The organism is Psychromonas aquimarina ATCC BAA-1526, from assembly GCF_000428725.1.
Taxonomy (GTDB): domain Bacteria; phylum Pseudomonadota; class Gammaproteobacteria; order Enterobacterales; family Psychromonadaceae; genus Psychromonas; species Psychromonas aquimarina.
This window is the reverse complement of record NZ_AUAM01000036.1, coordinates 1-18,435: the sequence shown is the minus strand read 5'-3', so window position 1 is coordinate 18,435 and position 18,435 is coordinate 1. Positions and strand designations below refer to the sequence as shown.

Annotated in this window: 18 protein-coding genes; 15 read left to right on the top strand and 3 right to left on the bottom strand. The window is 42.4% G+C overall.

Going from position 1 to position 18,435, the window contains the following annotated elements; all coding sequences use genetic code 11:
• Positions 1 to 217 precede the first annotated feature (217 nt).
• Positions 218 to 1,627: an endonuclease/exonuclease/phosphatase family protein gene (locus G337_RS0113750; RefSeq protein ID WP_028864408.1), complete on the top strand. Its 1,410-nt coding sequence runs from the start codon at positions 218 to 220 to the stop codon at positions 1,625 to 1,627.
• Positions 1,628 to 1,779: 152 nt separating this feature from the next.
• Complete coding sequence (locus tag G337_RS0113745; protein ID WP_028864407.1) at positions 1,780 to 1,974, top strand: YwbE family protein; 195 nt, start codon at positions 1,780 to 1,782, stop codon at positions 1,972 to 1,974.
• Positions 1,975 to 2,235: 261 nt separating this feature from the next.
• Here the strand turns inward: G337_RS0113745 and gcvA are convergent, their stop codons facing one another.
• Entirely contained in the window at positions 2,236 to 3,123 is an 888-nt protein-coding gene (gene gcvA, locus G337_RS0113735; RefSeq protein WP_028864406.1) for a transcriptional regulator GcvA, read from the bottom strand.
• A gap of 130 nt (positions 3,124 to 3,253) precedes the next feature.
• Between gcvA and G337_RS0113730 the strand changes: the two genes are divergently transcribed.
• Positions 3,254 to 4,027, top strand: coding sequence for a TSUP family transporter (locus G337_RS0113730; protein WP_028864405.1), 774 nt, complete (start codon positions 3,254 to 3,256; stop codon positions 4,025 to 4,027).
• An 84-nt stretch (positions 4,028 to 4,111) separates the two neighbouring features.
• On the opposite strand, the gene G337_RS0113725 is transcribed toward G337_RS0113730, so the two are convergent.
• The gene (locus tag G337_RS0113725; protein WP_028864404.1) at positions 4,112 to 5,320 is read right to left on the bottom strand and encodes an acetate kinase; all 1,209 of its coding nucleotides are present in this window, start codon (positions 5,318 to 5,320) and stop codon (positions 4,112 to 4,114) included.
• Between the two features lie 506 nt (positions 5,321 to 5,826).
• Between G337_RS0113725 and G337_RS0113720 the strand changes: the two genes are divergently transcribed.
• Positions 5,827 to 6,471 (top strand): porin family protein, encoded by a 645-nt coding sequence (locus G337_RS0113720; RefSeq protein WP_028864403.1) that lies wholly within the window; start codon positions 5,827 to 5,829, stop codon positions 6,469 to 6,471.
• 108 nt (positions 6,472 to 6,579) lie between these two features.
• On the opposite strand, the gene ettA is transcribed toward G337_RS0113720, so the two are convergent.
• Entirely contained in the window at positions 6,580 to 8,244 is a 1,665-nt protein-coding gene (gene ettA / locus G337_RS0113715) for an energy-dependent translational throttle protein EttA (protein WP_028864402.1), read from the bottom strand.
• Positions 8,245 to 8,574: 330 nt separating this feature from the next.
• Here ettA and G337_RS0113710 point away from each other — a divergent pair, with 330 nt between their 5' ends.
• From G337_RS0113710 to G337_RS26275, 11 genes are all read left to right on the top strand, one after another.
• A complete protein-coding gene (locus tag G337_RS0113710) occupies positions 8,575 to 9,045 on the top strand; it encodes a hypothetical protein (protein ID WP_028864401.1) in 471 nt (156 codons plus the stop codon).
• 275 nt (positions 9,046 to 9,320) lie between these two features.
• Positions 9,321 to 10,586 carry a serine hydroxymethyltransferase gene (glyA, locus tag G337_RS0113705; RefSeq protein ID WP_028864400.1) on the top strand — a complete coding sequence of 422 codons (1,266 nt, stop codon included), beginning with the start codon at positions 9,321 to 9,323 and terminating at the stop codon, positions 10,584 to 10,586.
• A 179-nt stretch (positions 10,587 to 10,765) separates the two neighbouring features.
• Entirely contained in the window at positions 10,766 to 11,092 is a 327-nt protein-coding gene (locus G337_RS0113700) for a hypothetical protein (protein WP_157619318.1), read from the top strand.
• A 22-nt stretch (positions 11,093 to 11,114) separates the two neighbouring features.
• A complete protein-coding gene (gene nrdR / locus G337_RS0113695; protein WP_028864398.1) occupies positions 11,115 to 11,564 on the top strand; it encodes a transcriptional regulator NrdR in 450 nt (149 codons plus the stop codon).
• 109 nt (positions 11,565 to 11,673) lie between these two features.
• Positions 11,674 to 12,819, top strand: coding sequence for a bifunctional diaminohydroxyphosphoribosylaminopyrimidine deaminase/5-amino-6-(5-phosphoribosylamino)uracil reductase RibD (ribD, locus tag G337_RS0113690; protein ID WP_028864397.1), 1,146 nt, complete (start codon positions 11,674 to 11,676; stop codon positions 12,817 to 12,819).
• Position 12,820: 1 nt separating this feature from the next.
• A complete protein-coding gene (locus tag G337_RS0113685; protein WP_028864396.1) occupies positions 12,821 to 13,486 on the top strand; it encodes a riboflavin synthase in 666 nt (221 codons plus the stop codon).
• 25 nt (positions 13,487 to 13,511) lie between these two features.
• Positions 13,512 to 14,618 (top strand): bifunctional 3,4-dihydroxy-2-butanone-4-phosphate synthase/GTP cyclohydrolase II, encoded by a 1,107-nt coding sequence (ribBA, locus tag G337_RS0113680; protein ID WP_028864395.1) that lies wholly within the window; start codon positions 13,512 to 13,514, stop codon positions 14,616 to 14,618.
• 83 nt (positions 14,619 to 14,701) lie between these two features.
• Positions 14,702 to 15,169: a 6,7-dimethyl-8-ribityllumazine synthase gene (ribH, locus tag G337_RS0113675; RefSeq protein WP_019616520.1), complete on the top strand. Its 468-nt coding sequence runs from the start codon at positions 14,702 to 14,704 to the stop codon at positions 15,167 to 15,169.
• A 5-nt stretch (positions 15,170 to 15,174) separates the two neighbouring features.
• A complete protein-coding gene (gene nusB, locus G337_RS0113670; RefSeq protein ID WP_028864394.1) occupies positions 15,175 to 15,606 on the top strand; it encodes a transcription antitermination factor NusB in 432 nt (143 codons plus the stop codon).
• Between the two features lie 370 nt (positions 15,607 to 15,976).
• Entirely contained in the window at positions 15,977 to 16,696 is a 720-nt protein-coding gene (locus G337_RS0113665) for a DUF445 domain-containing protein (protein WP_028864393.1), read from the top strand.
• A gap of 876 nt (positions 16,697 to 17,572) precedes the next feature.
• Positions 17,573 to 18,435, top strand: an 863-nt coding sequence (locus G337_RS26275) for an Ig-like domain-containing protein (RefSeq protein ID WP_037027516.1), incomplete at its 3' end; no start/stop codon positions are given.

Below are 18,435 nucleotides of genomic sequence, written 5' to 3'. Positions count from 1 at the left end.
TGTACTTGTTTTGTGCTGTTTTTTATTTCTTTCTGTTGTTTTGTTAGCCATTGTTGATCAACAAAAAAGCATCAATAAAAAGGCAGGTCAAAATATGGTGAATTAACTACCTCCAAAAGTTGGATCCAGCTCATAGTTTCTGCTGTTTCAGTTCTATAGAATGCACTCGAAAGCTTGAGGGACCAGCTATAGATTATTATCAATGTAGAGTTAGAAAATGAAATTAATAAAAACGGCAGCCGCAGCTGCAATATCACTTGCGTTATTAACCGGCTGTAACAGCGAAGCTCCAGTTGTGGAGCCGGTCCCTGAAAATAAGCTCGTTCGAATATCCACTTATAATCTGTCATTCGACCGTTCTTCATTCGAACAGTTAGCAGATGAAATGAGTTTGACTAAAGCTGAGCAGGATATCTTAATTGCCGGCTGGTTTGAGGGGAGCTTATCTGAACAAGATTTAGAAGCTGCAGAAAAAGTTATTCAGATTCGTAATGTTGCTGCAGTTATTCAGACAGAGCGTCCAGCCGTGATCCTGATGAATGAATTTAATAACGACGGTATTGCTGAAGATACGACAGCGCTGTTAGGTTTTCAGCAGAACTATTTAGCTGTGGCGCAGAACGGTGAAGGCGCAAGCTCTACTGAAGTGCGTATGCTTGAGCCGATTGAGTTCCCGTATTCTGATAACTACCAGACTAATACCGGTTTAATGAGCGGTTTTGATCTGGATCGTGACGGTGTGGTTGACGGCGGCCCGGATGATGCGTGGGGCTTTGGTCTTTACCATGGTCAGTATGCGTTTGCATTATTGTCAATGTATCCAATTGATGAAGATAAAGTACGTACTTTCCAGACATTTAAGTGGAAAGATATGCCGGGGGAAACAAACCCGACAATAACTAACTGTGATGATGAAAATAATCCGATTCCAGCAGGTATGGCATGTGGTGATCAATGGTATACAGCAGAAGCATGGGCAGAGAAACCAATGTCTTCTAAAAACCATGTTGATGCGCCGATTATTGTGCCGACAGAAAACGGCGATAAAGTCGTTCACCTGTTGTTGTCTCACCCTACACCGCCGGTTTTTGATACGCTGACCGAGAACAATAAGATGCTTAACCGTGCTGAAGTTGATTTCTGGTTAGATTATGTTTCAGGTAACGGCAGCGGTGATTACATTTATGATGATAAAGGGGTGACCGGCGGATTAGCTGATGATGCGTCATTTGTAATTATGGGCGATTTAAATGCCGATCCGATAAGCGGTGACGGTGATTTAACAGCCATTAATGACTTATTGAACAGTGAGCATGTTAACGTGGAAGCAACAAACGGTGTTTATGCCCCAGTTAGTTACGGCGGCCCGGAATGTATTACTCTGCAGGAGTGTAAAGAAGAAAACTGGGATACAACTTATCCGGACCGCATTACCGGTGATGGTGGACTGCGTATGGATTACACGATTCCGTCAAGTGACTTAACCGTAACTGACTCTGGCGTATTCTGGCCTGCGACCTTCGAAGAAGGGCGTAAACTGATGAATGATGAGCTGGTCGGTGAAGAGGGCGGTGGTAAAGACATCTCTTCAGATCACCGTCTGGTATGGATTGATGTAGTACTTTAATCTGCACCTTTATTAAAATTTCAGCACCGCCCTTGAATAAAGGCCGGTGCTTTTTCATTTCTGATTTAGTTTAACTGCTTTACCAGCTCTATTGACCTTCATGGCTGTCTTAAGGCAGACTTCTGTATCAAATACTTAACAGGAAAATAACGATGAACGGGACCAGCAGAGCGGATATTAAAAAAGGCTTATCAGTATCGATAGTTTTAAAACAGGATCAGCGCAGCGGCAGACTGACAGATGGAACAGTTAAAGATATTCTGACTAATTCGTCTAATCATCCGCACGGTATTAAAGTACGTTTAGAAAGCGGTGCAGTAGGACGCGTTAAAGTTATTCATGAATAATGATTTATATTATCAAGCTGACTACGCAGGGTGAAAACAGTTCCAGCGGCCGGTATATAATACCAGTCTGAATAAGTATCTGATCTTTTATGCTGGTTAAAATAAACCATCTCTGCGTTATAAGTTTTGTAAAGGGAACAACCATTTACTGCAACTCATGCCTTGATATGATTGATTTTTTCTACGCTTAAATTGCTCACTTATTTATCCGGAATGGTATAAGAGGGCGTGTTAAAGTTATACAAAATTAATGCTGAGCCGTTAATTACGATAGGGAGCAAATAACTCCAGCAGCCAGTCGATAAAAACCTGCGCTTTTAAGGGCAGGTTAGCTGATTTCGGGGTTAGTACATAATAGCTGTAGGGACTGCTGAAACTGCTGGCAAAGGGAATAACCAGGCTGCCGTCTGCCAGCTGCTGTTCGATAAAAAAGCGTGGAATAAGAGCAACACCCATGCCGCTGGCCGCCGCCTGGCTGAGCATATAAAAATGCTCCATGCCGAACTGCTGCTGTGCGGTTAATGTCAGCCCCACTTTTTCTGACCAGTACGGCCATAACTCCGCACGAGTTGTATGTTTAAGCAGGGTCATATGGTTAATATCATCGATACTTTTTAGCTGCGCCGCCAGCTGCGGTGCACAAACTAGGCACAAATCTTCATCCATCAGTTTTATACAGCTGCAGTTTCTGGGCCTGCTGGTGGCACTTCGAATAGCAATATCACAGTGGGTCTGCTCAAAATCCACAGTAAAATCACCAATGGAAAGATCCACATAGAGATGCGGATAGCGCTGTTTAAACTCTTCCATTCTCGGAATAAGCCAGTTTATGGTCAGGCTGGGCAGCACGTTAATTGCTAAGGTTTGTGTGCGCATCTGCTGTGACTTTATTTCATCGCTTGCATGACTGATAGTCTGCAGAGCACTCCGGATCTGCGGCAGATAGCGTTTACCGTCATCGGTAAGGGCCAGTTTGCGGTGCTGACGTAAAAAGAGTGCGGCACCGAGATAGTTTTCCAGGCCTTTTATCTGTTTGCTGACGGCTCCATGGGTGACAAAAAGTTCATCAGCGGCTTTGCTGAAACTCAAGTGTCTTGAGGCCGACTCGAATGCAAGTAATGAATTAAGCGGTGGAAAATTTGAATGCATATTAATTTCCAATAATTATTACGTGTGAGTATTTCTCACATTACCAAGACGATAACTCCTTTGCAGTATTTGTGCAAACCAAGTATTAATAGCACAGTGATTTTTATCCTGACAGGTGGAGTTTTAACAAATGTTATTTGAATTTTCCCATGAGATTGTCGCTCTGCTGTTTGCCGCTGCAGTTTTTGCTGGTTTTATTGATGCGATTGCCGGCGGCGGCGGCTTAATAACCATCCCGGCTTTAATGTGGGCCGGGCTTCCGCCGACAGCCGCCTTAGCAACTAATAAGCTCCAGGCCTGCGGCGGCAGTTTTTTTGCCAGTTTTTATTTTGTGCGCAAGGGGCTGGTTAAACTGAGTGACATGAAGCTGGCGATACTGTGCGCCTTTATCGGAGCCGCACTAGGCACAATTGCGGTGCAGCTTATTGATATTGCGATATTAGAGATGCTGCTGCCGTTTTTAATGCTGGCGATCGGCGGCTATTTCCTGTTTTCAAAAAAGATCACGGAAGATGATCGTCATCAGGTATTAACCCCCGGGCTGTTTGCTTTAACGGCCGCCATGGGAGTCGGATTATACGATGGTTTCTTTGGCCCTGGGACCGGAAGTTTTTTTGCTTTAGCCTTTGTGTCTCTATCCGGATACGGGTTAGCGAAAGCAACAGCCCATGCTAAGGTGCTTAACTTCTCAACTAATATTGCATCGTTGATCTTTTTTGCTCTCGGCGGGCAGGTATTCTGGCTGCTAGGCGCAATAATGCTGGCAGGGCAGGCGATGGGGGCAACATTAGGCTCACGCTTAGTTTTAACTAAGGGCACGAAAATGATTAAACCACTGGTTGTCAGCATGTCAGTTCTAATGAGTGTAAAGCTGCTTTCCAGTCAGTACCTGCTGTTGTCGTAACACTGCTCACTTTATTAAAGGTAAAAAAAAGCCCCCGAATAAATCGGAGGCTTTCTCGTACTTAGAAGAAGTACTTAGTTGAAATTATTTTTCTACTAAGTCTAGTGTGTCATGAGCAATAACCCATTCTTCATTAGTTTGAATTACCATAGCCACTGTGCTGTTTTCATCAGTAATGATGCCCTGGTTAGACTCTTTACCAAAGCGGTTTGCCAGGTTAGCCTGTTCATTAACTTTAAAGCCTAACAAGCTTAAACGCTCTAGCGTCAGCTTACGGATAGGTGCTGAGTTTTCACCGATACCACCGGTGAATACTACTGCATCTAAACGACCGTCCAGCGCTGCTGTGTAACTAGCAATATATTTAGCCAGGCGGTAGCAGTAAAGGTCCATTGCACGTTTAGCAGCAGCATCTGTTTCGTAGTTATCTTCAACAAAACGACAATCAGAAGTTTGTTCAGTCAGACCTAACAGACCAGACTCTTTAGTCAGCATAGTATTGATTTCTTCAATGCTGTAACCCAGTTCATCATGCAGGTGGAAAATTACCGCCGGATCCATATCACCACAACGAGTACCCATTACTAAACCTTCTAGCGGGGTCATACCCATAGAAGTGTCTACAGAAATACCATTTTTAATTGCACAAACAGAACCGCCGTTACCCAGGTGACAGTTAATAATGTTTAATTCATTAACCGGTTTGTTTAGTACTTCAGCAGCCTGCAGGCTGATGTAGTAATGGCTTGTACCGTGCATACCGTAACGGCGTACACCGTTTTCGCGGTAAAGCTTGTACGGCAGTGCGTATAAGAATGCTTCTTCCGGCATTGTCTGGTGGAATGCAGTATCGAATACAGCTACATTCGGCAGTGATGCAAAAGCATGCTGAGCCGCTCGAATACCAACAAGGTGAGCCGGGTTATGTAAAGGTGCAAGTGCCACACACTCTTCGATACCTTTCATTACTTCATCGGTGATTACAACTGATTTAGTGAATTTTTCACCGCCGTGTACTACACGGTGGCCGATTGCAAATAGATTTTCTTTCAGCTCTGGTTTTTGAGAAAGCAGTTCACTAACAATATAGTTAAGCGCTTCTTCATGAGCTGCACCAGCGCCTAAATCAGCACTGCCTTTAACGCCTTCAAGATTCCATTTGATACGCGCATCATCTAAATGCAGACATTCAGCAAGACCTGAAATTTTTTCATCACCACTGGTGGTATCGATAATGGCAAACTTCAGAGAAGAACTACCACAGTTAAGTACAAGAATTAGCTTAGCGCTCATCTATTTATATCCTTTTTTACATTAAAACAAAGGGTTAGACCTAAAAACAGATCGAACCCTAATAAAAGTTATATTTTGTTACCGCAGCAGAATCTAGAAGAGGGCCCCAGGGCGCTATATTTGCTGATACGATGCTTAATCGGGCGAAGATTACACGGGAAGCACTAAGATCACAATAGTAGTTTTAATTAACCTTTTGCCTAATGTTGTTATTTGTTTTCAAAGGTTAGTGCATATTAAATAGATGCAGCTGTTGTTTACCTGAATCGGGATTTGTTGTGCTGATAATTTGAAATGTAATTTTGAAATTGTAAGCCGCCTAAGCAATAAATGTTAACTATAGCTGCTGTTGATTCTTGCCTTTATCTGCTCCCATTGCTTACAATATTTGTAACGTTAAATATTTGTGATTTTTTTATATGTACACCCAGGCAGTCTGGATATGCTGATTTTTGATATTTAAGCTGTCCGGGTATCGCTGTGTTGAAATTGAGAAGGGATTTAAGATGAAAAATATTTTATACGCTTCTGCCGTACTGCTGTTCAGCCTGCAGGTAAGTGCCGATGAGTCACCTTATCATAGTAGTCTGACAGCAAAACCGGAATTATCTGGATTTTACATCGGTTTGGGGGCCGGGCCTTCGCAATATTGGAATGCTGTTATTGACGATGATGATGACTCGATTAGTTACACCTCTGATTTAGAAAGTAAAAATACCGCAGTTAAACTTTACAGCGGAGTAAATATTAACCGTATTGTTGGTGTTGAAGTGAGTTATAGTGATTACGGCAGTTTAACACCTAAGCCGGGAAGCAGCGCCGCAGGGAGCTTGTCGCCTCGTGCCGTCGCTGTTGCTGCTAATATCGGTTATACATTTGATACTGGTTTACGCGCCTTTGGTATCGCTGGACTGTCGGTGATAGATTTAAGGCAGTCAGAGGTGATGTTTAATGATGATAAACGGGTGGCCTTCCGTTATGGTTTCGGCGGAGAGTATCAGCCTTCTACGGCCACTGGTTTAACATTCCGGTTAGCTTTTGAAGCTGACATGTATGCGGCAACCCTGTCAAATGATTACAATAACCGCGATAATTCATCTTATATTTCACAAATCGGCACTCTTTATCTTGGTGCTATGTATAAGTTTTAGCTGCTCTGGCTGGTTATAACAATCAGCGCAGCTGCTGAACACCTCTCTTTCATAAATAAAAAAGCCTCCGGGTAAGGAGGCTTCAATTATTAACTTTTTAAGTGCAGGTTACGAAATACGTTTGTACTTAATGCGGTGCGGTTCAACCGCAGCTGCACCGAAGGTTTTCTTCAGCCACTCTTCATAATCGCTGAAGTTGCCTTCGTAGAAGTTAACTACACCTTCATCACGGTAATCGATGATATGCGTTGCGATACGGTCTAGGAACCAGCGGTCATGGGAGATAACCATGGCACAGCCGGCAAAACTAAGCAGCGCATCTTCCAGTGCACGCAGTGTTTCAATATCCAGATCATTGGTCGGCTCATCGAGTAATAACATGTTGCCGCCGGATTTAAGCAGTTTAGCAAGATGTAAACGTCCGCGTTCACCACCGGACAACTGTCCGACGATCTTCTGCTGGTCCGTACCTTTAAAGTTAAAACGCCCCAGGTATGCACGGCTTGGAATTTCCACCGTACCGATCTTAATCATATCGCTGCCGTCGGATACTTCCTGGAAAACGCTGATATTATCATCCATATGATCACGGAACTGCTCAACGCTGGCAAGCTGCACGGTTTCACCGATAATGATCTCACCTGCATCAGGCTTTTCCTGGCCCGATAACATTTTAAACAGAGTTGATTTACCAGCACCATTGGCACCGATAATACCGACAATGGCGCCTTTAGGAATTTTAAAGCTTAAATCATCGATCAGAACACGACCGTCAAATGATTTTTTAAGATTATTAACATCAATAACCTGATCACCTAAACGCTGACCTGTCGGGATAAACAGCTCGTTAGTTTCATTACGTTTCTGGAAGTCCTGGTTATTAAGCTCTTCAAAGCGGGATAAACGGGCTTTGCTTTTCGACTGACGGCCTTTAGCATTTGAACGCACCCACTGCAGCTCTTTTTCAATCTGGCGCTGGCGGGCTTTCTCCTGTGAGCCTTCCTGACGTAAACGCTCATCTTTCTGCTCAAGCCATGATGAGTAGTTACCTTCCCAGGGAATACCGTAACCGCGGTCCAGCTCTAAAATCCAGCCGGCAACATTATCTAAGAAGTAACGGTCATGGGTAATCGCCACAACGGTACCTTCGTAATCATGTAAGAAACGCTCAAGCCATGCGACAGACTCTGCATCCAGGTGGTTGGTAGGCTCATCAAGCAGCAGCATGTCTGGTTTTTCAAGCAGTAAACGGCAAAGCGCAACACGGCGGCGTTCACCACCGGAAAGTACGTTTATTTTTGCATCCCAGGCAGGCAGGCGCAGTGCATCAGCAGCACGCTCCAGCTGGTTATCAAGATTATGGCCGTCGTGGGTTTCGATAATTGCTTCAAGCTGACCCTGGCGTTTAGCCAAAGCATCAAAATCAGCACCTTCTTCAGCGTAGGCTGCATAAACGCCGTCAAGTTCAGTTAGTGCATTTTTTACTTCACTGACCGCTTCTTCGATAATTTCGCGGACATTTTTTTCTAGGTCTAAAACCGGCTCCTGCGGCAGGTAACCGATTTTTGTACCGGCAAGCGGACGAGCTTCACCTTCAAACTCTTTGTCAACGCCGGCCATAATACGCAGCAGGGTAGATTTACCCGCGCCGTTTAAACCTAACACGCCGATTTTTGCACCGGGAAAGAAACTTAAAGAGATATCTTTGAGGATAGTACGCTTAGGTGGAACAACCTTGCTCACTCGACTCATGTTATAAATAAACTGTGCCATAAATAACCTTTATATAAGGGAAAAAATTTAGTGACGTATTGTAGGGGCTAGTTATCGGACACGTCAATCTATCTGCTTTGATAACTTGAACAAAGGCGCCTGTAAAAACAGATTTACGCAGTATATGCATGCTTTATGCTGACGCAGTTGTTGTTAAGTGAATGAATAACAGGTTGTACATAATTTTTACAAATACTTTATCCGTAAATATTATGTATTTTTTTAGTATAAAGCAGCTGCGCTGCGCAGAAATACAAGTATGATATTGTACTATTGATAAGGCATGTGTAGTTTGCTTAGTAAAAGACCCGTAAAGTAAATGGAGTTAATATGGCCCGTATAAGTCGAGTTGAAAAAGAGAAAAATAAGCAGCGTCTTGACAGCATTATTCTGGATATCTTTCTGCAGGATGGTTACAGCGGGATTTTATATGAACGCATTTCTATTTTATCGGCAATGAAAATATCAACGATTCAGGGATATTACCCGTCACGAGTATGTTTTTTAGAAGCCCTTCAAGGCCGGGTAATGCCTATCTTTGTTGATTATCTGCAGCTTGACGGTGGACGCGAGGAGTTTATCCGCAGCTGGGAGTCAGCTCTGCAGGAGAATGTTTTCTGCAATATTTTGAAAATGTTATTTGTGCATATCGCTGAAGAGCAGCCTTCAATACTTGCTGTGAATGCTGTGCAGCGGTTCAGATCATTAGTAGAGCTTAAACTAGGTGCAGATGCGCTTGCTGATGTAGATATGTTAGTCGGACGCTCTCTATTACATATGCTCCAGAGTGAACCTGCCTGAGTTATCGAAAATACTTTAATAAACCTCTCTTAATCTGATTTACCGGAGCCTTTCACTGTTTCTATCAGTTTGAAATGCTGTAACTATCCCCTGTGTAGCCGGAGAATAAGATAAATGTAATTAAATAAACGGCTATTAATTCTGTTCAAGTTTAGTTACAAAATTATTCACGCTTTTTATCCTATGCAAGGGGCAAAAGTTTGCGTAAAATGCGCTGCATCAAGAAAATCAATTTGATTTAACTGAATACCCACCATACTAAGCAGGAGATACGCATGTTTAACCGCGATATGAATATTGCAGATTACGATCCGGAATTATGGCAATCAATTACTGATGAAGTTCAGCGTCAAGAAGACCACATTGAACTTATCGCATCAGAAAATTACACAAGCCCACGTGTAATGGAAGCTCAAGGTAGTCAGTTAACAAACAAATATGCTGAAGGTTACCCCGGCAAACGCTATTACGGCGGCTGTGAGTATGTTGATGTTGCAGAATCGCTAGCAATCGAACGTGCTAAATCTTTATTTGGTGCAGATTACGCAAATGTGCAGCCGCATGCCGGTTCTCAAGCAAACAGTGCTGTTTACCAGGCACTTTGTGCTCCTGGCGATACTGTTTTAGGTATGAGCCTTGCTCACGGCGGTCACTTAACGCACGGTTCATCGGTAAGCTTTTCAGGTAAAATTTACAATGCCGTTCAGTACGGTATTAACCCGGAATCAGGCATGATCGACTACGCTGAAGTTGAAGCTTTAGCCGTTGAACATAAGCCAAAAATGATTGTTGCAGGTTTCTCTGCATACTCTGGCATCGTAGACTGGGCTAAGTTCCGCGAAATCGCAGACAAAGTCGGAGCTTACCTGTTTGTTGATATGGCACACGTTGCCGGTCTTGTGGCTGCCGGTCTTTACCCTAATCCGGTACCGTTTGCTGATGTGGTAACAACCACAACACATAAAACATTAGGCGGTCCACGCGGCGGTCTTATTCTTGCTAAAGCCAATGAAGCAATTGAGAAAAAACTAAACTCTGCTGTATTCCCCGGCGGTCAGGGCGGCCCGTTAATGCACGTTATCGCTGCTAAAGCGGTTTCTTTTAAAGAGTGTGCTGAGCCTGAGTTTAAAGTTTACCAGCAGGGCGTTTTAGATAACGCTAAAGCAATGGTTAAAGTATTCCAGGAACGCGGTTACAAAATCGTTTCTAACGGCACTGAAAACCACCTTTTCCTAGTTGATTTAATCGCGCAGGATATTACAGGTAAAGAAGCTGATGCAGCGCTTGGTAATGCACACATTACTGTTAACAAAAATTCAGTACCAAATGATCCGCGTTCTCCGTTTGTAACTTCTGGTCTGCGTATCGGTACACCTGCATTCACTCGTCGTGGTGCTAATGCACAACAGGCTGCTGAACTTGCCGGCTGGATTTGTGACATTCTTGATGCTGTTAAAGATGAAGAAAAACTAGCTGCGGTTATTGAAACAGTTAAAGCTAAAGTTGCAGTATTCTGCAAAGAGTGCCCGGTTTACGGTTAAGTATCTCGGACTCAGCCTCTAAAAAACCGCACTTTTGTGCGGTTTTTTTTTAACGTTAAAAAGTACTGATCCTCTTTGGTTTTGATAAAAGTTAACAGCTTATTTAATCAGCAGCCTAGGATTAAAAAAACGCTGTATTTACCTTTATCTGCTAAAACAAGAATCTCTTTGTCAGTTGTGTGGTTAATCAATGTACGGCGGGTAGTCGAAAACGGGATCCAGACGAGATTTATATTCCCATTGCAGGCTGGATTCATGATAAATTCTCAACGTTTTTCCCTGAATTGGATGTGAGCTTTGATTTACTTTTACCGTCTGCTCAAAAATTATCGGCACAAGTATCTTCGCCAGGGGAAAAGCTGTTAATACCCAGCCCTAATGTTGATTTAGGAATACGGATTTCAGGTATGCAGTTACAAAAAACTGGAATTGATTCATTACGGATTGATAAAATTAATTTCACCCGTATAGATAGTTATAAAAATTTTAAAAATGAATATATTTAATAGCAAAGTAAAGTGAGAAATTATGTACTGTCCTTTTTGTAGCGCGCAGGATACTAAAGTTATCGACTCTCGATTAGTTGCTGAAGGTTCTCAAGTGCGCCGCCGTCGTTCATGCAATGAATGCCATGAACGTTTTACAACTTTTGAAGCGGCTGAGCTGGTGATGCCTCGTTTAATTAAATCAGACGGTCGTCGTGAACCTTTTAACGATGATAAACTGCTGGTGGGTATTAACCGGGCGCTGGAAAAAAGACCGGTAAGCATTGAAGCCATTGAAGGCGCCGTTAATAAACTGAAATCAACATTACGCGCCACAGGTGAGCGGGAAGTTGAATCAAAAATGGTCGGCGAATTAGTGATGGAATTACTTAAAAGTTTAGATAAGATCGCTTATATTCGTTTTGCATCTGTATATCGTTCATTCGAAGATGTAAAAGAGTTTGGCGAAGAGATTGCCAAATTAGATAAATAATAATTTCAGCTGTCGGACAGGTTTTAATACTAGTTACATTAATTAAATGAATAGATAATTAGTGGATCTGGTATAACCTGCCTGCATCGCTTTTACCTATGGTAACTTCATGCATACTGCAAATTTCACTGAGCAAGATAAACACTACATGGCGCATGCCGTTGAGTTAGCTAAAAAAGGTCGTTTTACGACATCACCGAATCCTAATGTGGGCTGTGTTATTGCCGCGAATAATATTATTGTCGGCGAAGGTTTTCATAAAAAAGCCGGTTTACCCCATGCAGAAATAAATGCTCTGGCTATTGCCCAGACAAAAGCCGTTAATGCAGCCTGTTATGTAACATTAGAGCCGTGCTCTCATTACGGCCGAACTCCTCCCTGTGCTTTAGCGCTGGTTGAAGCCGGTGTAAAACGCGTAGTTATTGCTATGGTGGATCCTAATCCAAAAGTAGCCGGCCGGGGCATTGCTATTTTACAGGAAGCGGGTATTCAGGTGGATGTCGGTTTATTAGAAAATGAAGCGCTTAATTTGAATCGTGGTTTTATTAAACGCATGCAGGTTAAGCAGCCGCGCGTGACAGTTAAACTGGCCTCGAGCCTGGACGGTAAAACCGCATTGAAAAATGGTCAGAGCCAGTGGATCACCGGTCCGGATGCTCGTGTGGATGTGCAGTATTACCGCGCTATGCAGAGTGCGCTGTTAACCGGCAGCGGTACTGTTATTGCCGATAATCCGAGTTTAAACGTGCGTTATGAAGAATTAAAACAAGCACCAATGTTTAACGGCGAAATTGACGGCGGCTCAGTGCGTCAGCCGATTCGTATTATTTTAGACTCACATAATAAATTAAATCTGGATGAAAAATTATTTTCCCTTGAAGGCCTGGTACTTTTAGTGTCATTGAAACCGCGTGATGATTTAGGCGCGATTGCCTGCAAAGCACAAGTGGAACAGGTTATCGGCAGTGATGACGGGCATGGGCGGATCGACCTGAATCTTTTACTCAGCCAGCTCAATAAATATGAAATTAATGATCTTTGGGTTGAAGCCGGCGCTAAACTCGCGGGTGAGTTCTTCAATAATCAACTGGTTGACGAATTTATACTCTATCAGGCACCAAAATTAATGGGCGATCAGGCGAGAAACTTAGTAAACTTACCCAACTATTCCAAAATGGAGGATGTTGTGCAGTTAACGCTTAAAGATGTGGCGATAATTGGTAACGATATCCGACTTATAAGTAATCGAGATTAATATGTTTACAGGCATCATAGCTGCAGTGGGGCACGTCACTGCAATTAAACACAATGAAAAAGATATGACCATTAGTGTCGATTCAGGAAGTCTGGATCTTAGTGATGTTAAGTTAGGTGACAGCATAGCTAACAACGGTGTGTGTTTAACGGTCACCAGCTTAACTGCACACGGTTTTGATGCTGATGTCTCTTATGAAACAATTAAACGCAGCGGTTTTGCACAGATCAAAACCGGCTTTGCTGTTAACTTGGAAAAAGCGATGCAGATGAATGACCGTTTCGGCGGTCACATTGTCAGCGGTCATGTTGACGGCGTGGGAGAAATTACTGCGATTACACCGCTTGGCAGTGCAGTTGAATACTGGATTAAAGCGCCCGATGAATTAGCTAAGTATATTGCAGAAAAAGGTTCAATTACCGTTGACGGTATTAGTTTGACCACGAATGAAATTGACGGTGCCTCTTTTAAATTAACCATCATTCCGCATACTATCGCCCAGACTAATATGGTCAATTATGCAGTCGGCACTCAGGTTAATTTAGAAGTTGATGTAATCGCACGCTATTTAGAGCGTCTGATGTTAGGTGAACAAGCTTCACAAAGTACTAAAAATAAAAATAAATCAACAATGGACCTGCTCGCCCGCAGCGGGTTCTTAGGTTAAGCCGGAAAACCGAATAGGAATAAACATGAAATTAAATACTACCGCTGAGATTATTGAAGACATCCGTTTAGGTAAAATGGTTATTTTAATGGATGATGAAGACCGTGAAAATGAAGGTGATCTGATCATGGCCGCCGATCTGGTGACACCTGAAGCGATTAACTTTATGGCGACTAACGGGCGCGGTTTAATCTGTTTAACTCTGACTGAAGCCCGTTGTGAGCAGTTAAAGCTGCCGTTAATGGTTGATGATAATACTGCGGCTTTTTCTACCAACTTTACGGTTTCAATTGAAGCTGCTGAAGGGGTCACTACCGGTATTTCAGCTGCCGACCGTGCTGTCACTGTTCAGGCCGCCATTGCTAAAGATGCAAAACCTACTGATATTGTGATGCCTGGTCATATATTCCCGCTTAAAGCGCAGGCCGGCGGTGTATTAACACGTGCTGGTCATACGGAAGCGGGCTGTGATTTAGCACGCTTAGCAGGTCGAGAGCCGGCTGGTGTGATTGTTGAGATATTAAATGAAGACGGCACCATGGCGCGCCGTGCTGATCTGGAACTGTTTGCTGAAAAACACGGCCTGAAACTAGGTACAGTTGCCGATTTAATCGAATACCGTAATAACAATGAAACAACCATTGAGCGTGTCAGCAGCTGCAGATTACCGACTGAGTTTGGTGATTTTGATTTAGTCGCATATCAGGACACCATTGATAAGCAGGTTCATTTTGCTTTAGTAAACGGTGAGATAAAAGAAGGCGCGACTACCAATGTTCGTGTTCATTTACAGAACACTTTCAGCGATAACTTTTTCTCTGACCGTTTAGGTGCTCGTACCTGGCCTTTAAGTAATGCAATGCAGCGTTTAGCAGAAGACGGCGGCGTACTGGTGATGTTAGGTCATCAGGAAACAGCGGAGTCGTTAATCGAACAGGTTAAACATATCGCTAAGCAGGATGCGGGAGAGCGTGTTGCCTCTAAACCGCAGGGGGCAAGCCGTCGTGTTGGTGTCGGTTCGCAAATATTACGTGATTTAGGCGTGCATAAAATGGCACTTTTAAGTTCTGAGAAAAAATATCATGCACTGGGTGGCTTTGGTCTGGAAGTGGTTGATTACATCACTGAGTAATCATTCACTGACAGTACGATCGTTATCTTAACAAACAGATAAAATGTGCTAGAATGCACAAAATTTTGCAATAAGGGTAGAAAATGAAAATAATTGAAGGTGGCCTAGCTGCTCCACAGGCGAAAATCGCAATCGTAATCTCTCGTTTTAACAGCTTTATTAATGAGCAGTTATTAGCGGGCGCAATTGATACCCTTAAACGTACAGGTCAGGTTGAAGACGATAATATCACTGTGGTTCGTGTACCAGGTGCTGTTGAGCTTCCACTTGCAACTAAGCGTGTTGCAGCATCAAAAAAATACGATGCAATTATCGCATTAGGTACGGTCATTCGTGGTGGAACACCGCATTTTGAGTTTGTTGCTAATGAATGTAATAAAGGCCTTGCACAAGTATCGATGGATTTTGATGTACCAGTAGCATTTGGTGTATTAACAACTGATTCAATTGATCAGGCAATCGAACGTGCAGGCACTAAAATGGGCAACAAAGGCAGTGAAGCTGCTTTAGGTGCCCTGGAAATGGTTAATGTTATGGCGGAATTAGGATAATGAAAATGAAACCTGCAGAGCGCCGTCGCGCTCGTCAATTTGCAGTACAAGCGGTTTACCAGTGGCAGATCACTCAACTGAATGTTGGTCAGATTATTGATCAGTTTACTGTTGATCAGGATTTTGCAAAAACAGATGTTCCATACTTTAAAGAGCTATTAACGGGTGTTGTTCACCGTGTTGAATCTTTAGATGAAAAACTATCTCCGTATCTTTCTCGTAAAATCAGTGATGTTGATATGGTTGATCTTGCAGTATTACGTATCGCAATGTTTGAGTTAACCTGCCGCACCGATGTGCCGCATAAAGTGGTATTAAATGAAGCGATTGAATTAGCGAAAGATTTTGCTACCGACGAATCTTATAAGTTTGTAAATGGTGTTTTAGATAAAGCACTGCGCAGCTTAAAGTTACGTGAAGAAACTGCTAACGATTAATTGAAAGCTGTTTTATACCCAAGCCACTTGAAGATGCAGGAATCAGCAAGTCGAGAGGTGACTAGATTCAAGGCATAAAGCCGCAGGTCTAGCATTCTACATCAAGGTTTTATAACGCTGAAGATGGTTGACTCTCGCCTTGCCCTGCGGGAGCCTAGCTCGAAAATCAGCACGGCGTTACAATATTTGAAAAGGGAATAACCATTCTCTGCATATTGTGCCTTGTTCTGACTTCCGAGCTAAGCTCTGAATCTGCATCTTCAAGTGGTTTGGGTATATACAATCCAGTACCTGTGTGCATGAAGTATAAAGTGCAGATAGTGACTGGATTTTTTTTCGTTCAAAATTGAGTCAGAAAATAGGAATAAAAATGAACAAGAGTTTGATGACTAACTTAACCGCGGCATTAATTCTAACTGCCGGGTTAATGCAGGGGGAAACAGAGTTAGCAGCTGTTTTAACCATGGTTGGATTATTTGCCCTTTCCGGCGCGTTAACCAACTGGCTAGCTGTCTTTATGCTGTTTGAAAAAGTACCTTTTTTATATGGTTCTGGTGTTGTTCCGGCACATTTTGAAGAATTTAAAAAAGGTATTCGTTCATTAATGATGGATCAGTTTTTTACCTTGGAAAATGTTGACCGTTTTTTAAGTGCCGGCTCTCTTTCACCGACGCACCTTAATCTGCAGCCGGTTATTGAAAAAGTAGATCTTAACCCGACCTATGACGGTTTAATAAAAGTTATTATGGAATCTTCATTCGGTGGTATGTTAGGCATGTTCGGCGGCGAAGAAGCACTAACACCGCTGCGTGAACCCTTTATTAAACATATGAAAACATCAATTGTTGAATTAACAGAAGATGATAAGTTTATCGCCCTGTTAAAAGACGAGATTGAACAGCCGGAAACGATGCAGGATATCTTAAGTAAAATTGAGCAGATAATTGAACAGCGCTTAAATGAATTAACCCCGCAGCTGGTTAAAGAGATTATCCAGGCGATGATTAAAAAGCACCTTGGCTGGCTGGTTGTCTGGGGCGGCGTATTCGGCGGTCTGATCGGTCTGATCAGTGCATTTGTTGTTGCTTAAAAAGAGCTGATATTTACCAGGCTTCTTCCCTGAGGCCTGAAAAACACCCGCGTATATTCTGTAAACAAAAACTGCTCTTCTAATAGTTACTTTTCCTCTCTTAAAATAACAAAAGTATTATGAAACACTTCAGCTGTAGAATCTCTGTTACATCTTATTACAAAAAATGACATAAGATTGTTATCTGGCTTTAATGGCAAAATTAGATAATTCGCACTGCAAATACAGTCAGTTATCTATATTTCTAATCTCAATATTTAACCTATGTTATTCTCAGTATCAGGTCAGAAAATTCCGCTGACTGCTGCCTTGTGTTTTTATTCATCCGATACAAGTGTCTGTTTAAATATTGTTCGATATAATCGGGTGATATTGTAAACATAGCAACTGCTTGAATTATTTAATCATTACTTTCTACAGGGTAATAGAGTTTTGTGCTGTCAGCAGAAACAAAATGAATGCTTATTTTTCTGATGCCCGCTTTAAATTTAATCAAAATATAAAAAGTCTACAAATACTGTTTGGCTGAATTATTAACAGATCAAAATGTCATTTTTTCAAATGCTGATTTTGTCAAATATTAAGCATTGCTGTGTATATTTCCACTCCTGCAGTGTCATTGACTGTTTTATGATTGTGCTGTATTTTCACCCGCTAAATTTTCACAGTATGTTTTTTGGTCATCTTCCATTTTTATTTTCTACTGTCTTAATTACACCTATTTTTTATTAACAAATACCATTCAATTTATACTGCATAATATTGATTAAAAAGGAACTTATTAGTGCCGTCATTGTTTTTACCTGAAAATGCTCTGCAACTTGCTTTTGCTATAATAAACATCACTGCCTCTTACCTGAATACGGAGAAAAAATCATGAGCGATACTAACAATATTAACAACAGTGATGTTTCAGCGAATGATTCTATCGAGGCAGACAGCCGGTTATCAGCAGTAGATGAAAGTAAGCTGACTAAAGCCGCTGAAAAGAAACTGGCGGTAGAGGCTGAAAAACAAGAGTTAAGCGAAATAGAAAAAATTCAGGCTGCAATTGAAGGTAACGATGAGCCTGTTGAAGAGATTGTAACGGCGTCGGGTACAAACTTAAATGACGGCGGCAGCTCGTCTGCGGTGAGTTTATCGCGTGACGGCGCAGAAACCATAGCAAGTACAGATTTCGAAACGCAAGGTTTTAATTTATCAGAGCAGTCTGGAATTATCAGCGAGACAATTATTGAAGCTGCCAACCTTGGCCCGACAATAAGCGCTGAAAACGGCAGTATCGAAGAAGACGGAGGCAGTGTTACTCTCAGTTATACTGCCGCTGATATTGACGGCACTATTGTTTTAACAACAGCAGAAGTTCCTGCGCATCAAGGTACAGTAACGATTAATGAAAGTGACGGTACTATTACTTTCACGCCGGCTGAAAATTTCCATGGTGATGCTGTTATTACCCTTGTAACTAGCGATGATGACGGTGCGACTGCGACAACAACTTCAACAATCCATGTCACAGATGTAGATGACAAATCTGAAATCAGTGTAGTCGGCAGCGACAGCGACAGCGGTGCAGTAATCGAAGATGTGGATGTTGATAACGGTCAGTTAAAAGAGACGGGCACATTAACCTTAACCGATGTCGATACCACGGATAACACTACTTTCAATAACGACAGTACCTTTAAAGCGGCGGGTTCAACGAATCCGGCAGCACTGGGCACCTTAACCATTGATGC

Excerpts from the sequence above, each read along its gene's own strand:
- G337_RS0113720 (WP_028864403.1), top strand. The coding sequence starts at position 5,827 with ATGAAAAATATTTTATACGCTTCTGCCGTACTGCTGTTCAGCCTGCAG.
- ribBA (WP_028864395.1), top strand. The coding sequence starts at position 13,512 with ATGAAATTAAATACTACCGCTGAGATTATTGAAGACATCCGTTTAGGT.
- gcvA (WP_028864406.1), bottom strand. The coding sequence starts at position 3,123 with ATGCATTCAAATTTTCCACCGCTTAATTCATTACTTGCATTCGAGTCG.
- G337_RS0113725 (WP_028864404.1), bottom strand. The coding sequence starts at position 5,320 with ATGAGCGCTAAGCTAATTCTTGTACTTAACTGTGGTAGTTCTTCTCTG.
- G337_RS0113750 (WP_028864408.1), top strand. The coding sequence starts at position 218 with ATGAAATTAATAAAAACGGCAGCCGCAGCTGCAATATCACTTGCGTTA.
- ettA (WP_028864402.1), bottom strand. The coding sequence starts at position 8,244 with ATGGCACAGTTTATTTATAACATGAGTCGAGTGAGCAAGGTTGTTCCA.
- G337_RS0113710 (WP_028864401.1), top strand. The coding sequence starts at position 8,575 with ATGGCCCGTATAAGTCGAGTTGAAAAAGAGAAAAATAAGCAGCGTCTT.
- G337_RS0113730 (WP_028864405.1), top strand. The coding sequence starts at position 3,254 with ATGTTATTTGAATTTTCCCATGAGATTGTCGCTCTGCTGTTTGCCGCT.
- ribD (WP_028864397.1), top strand. The coding sequence starts at position 11,674 with ATGCATACTGCAAATTTCACTGAGCAAGATAAACACTACATGGCGCAT.
- G337_RS0113745 (WP_028864407.1), top strand. The coding sequence starts at position 1,780 with ATGAACGGGACCAGCAGAGCGGATATTAAAAAAGGCTTATCAGTATCG.
- G337_RS0113665 (WP_028864393.1), top strand. The coding sequence starts at position 15,977 with ATGAACAAGAGTTTGATGACTAACTTAACCGCGGCATTAATTCTAACT.
- nrdR (WP_028864398.1), top strand. The coding sequence starts at position 11,115 with ATGTACTGTCCTTTTTGTAGCGCGCAGGATACTAAAGTTATCGACTCT.
- ribH (WP_019616520.1), top strand. The coding sequence starts at position 14,702 with ATGAAAATAATTGAAGGTGGCCTAGCTGCTCCACAGGCGAAAATCGCA.
- G337_RS0113685 (WP_028864396.1), top strand. The coding sequence starts at position 12,821 with ATGTTTACAGGCATCATAGCTGCAGTGGGGCACGTCACTGCAATTAAA.
- nusB (WP_028864394.1), top strand. The coding sequence starts at position 15,175 with ATGAAACCTGCAGAGCGCCGTCGCGCTCGTCAATTTGCAGTACAAGCG.
- glyA (WP_028864400.1), top strand. The coding sequence starts at position 9,321 with ATGTTTAACCGCGATATGAATATTGCAGATTACGATCCGGAATTATGG.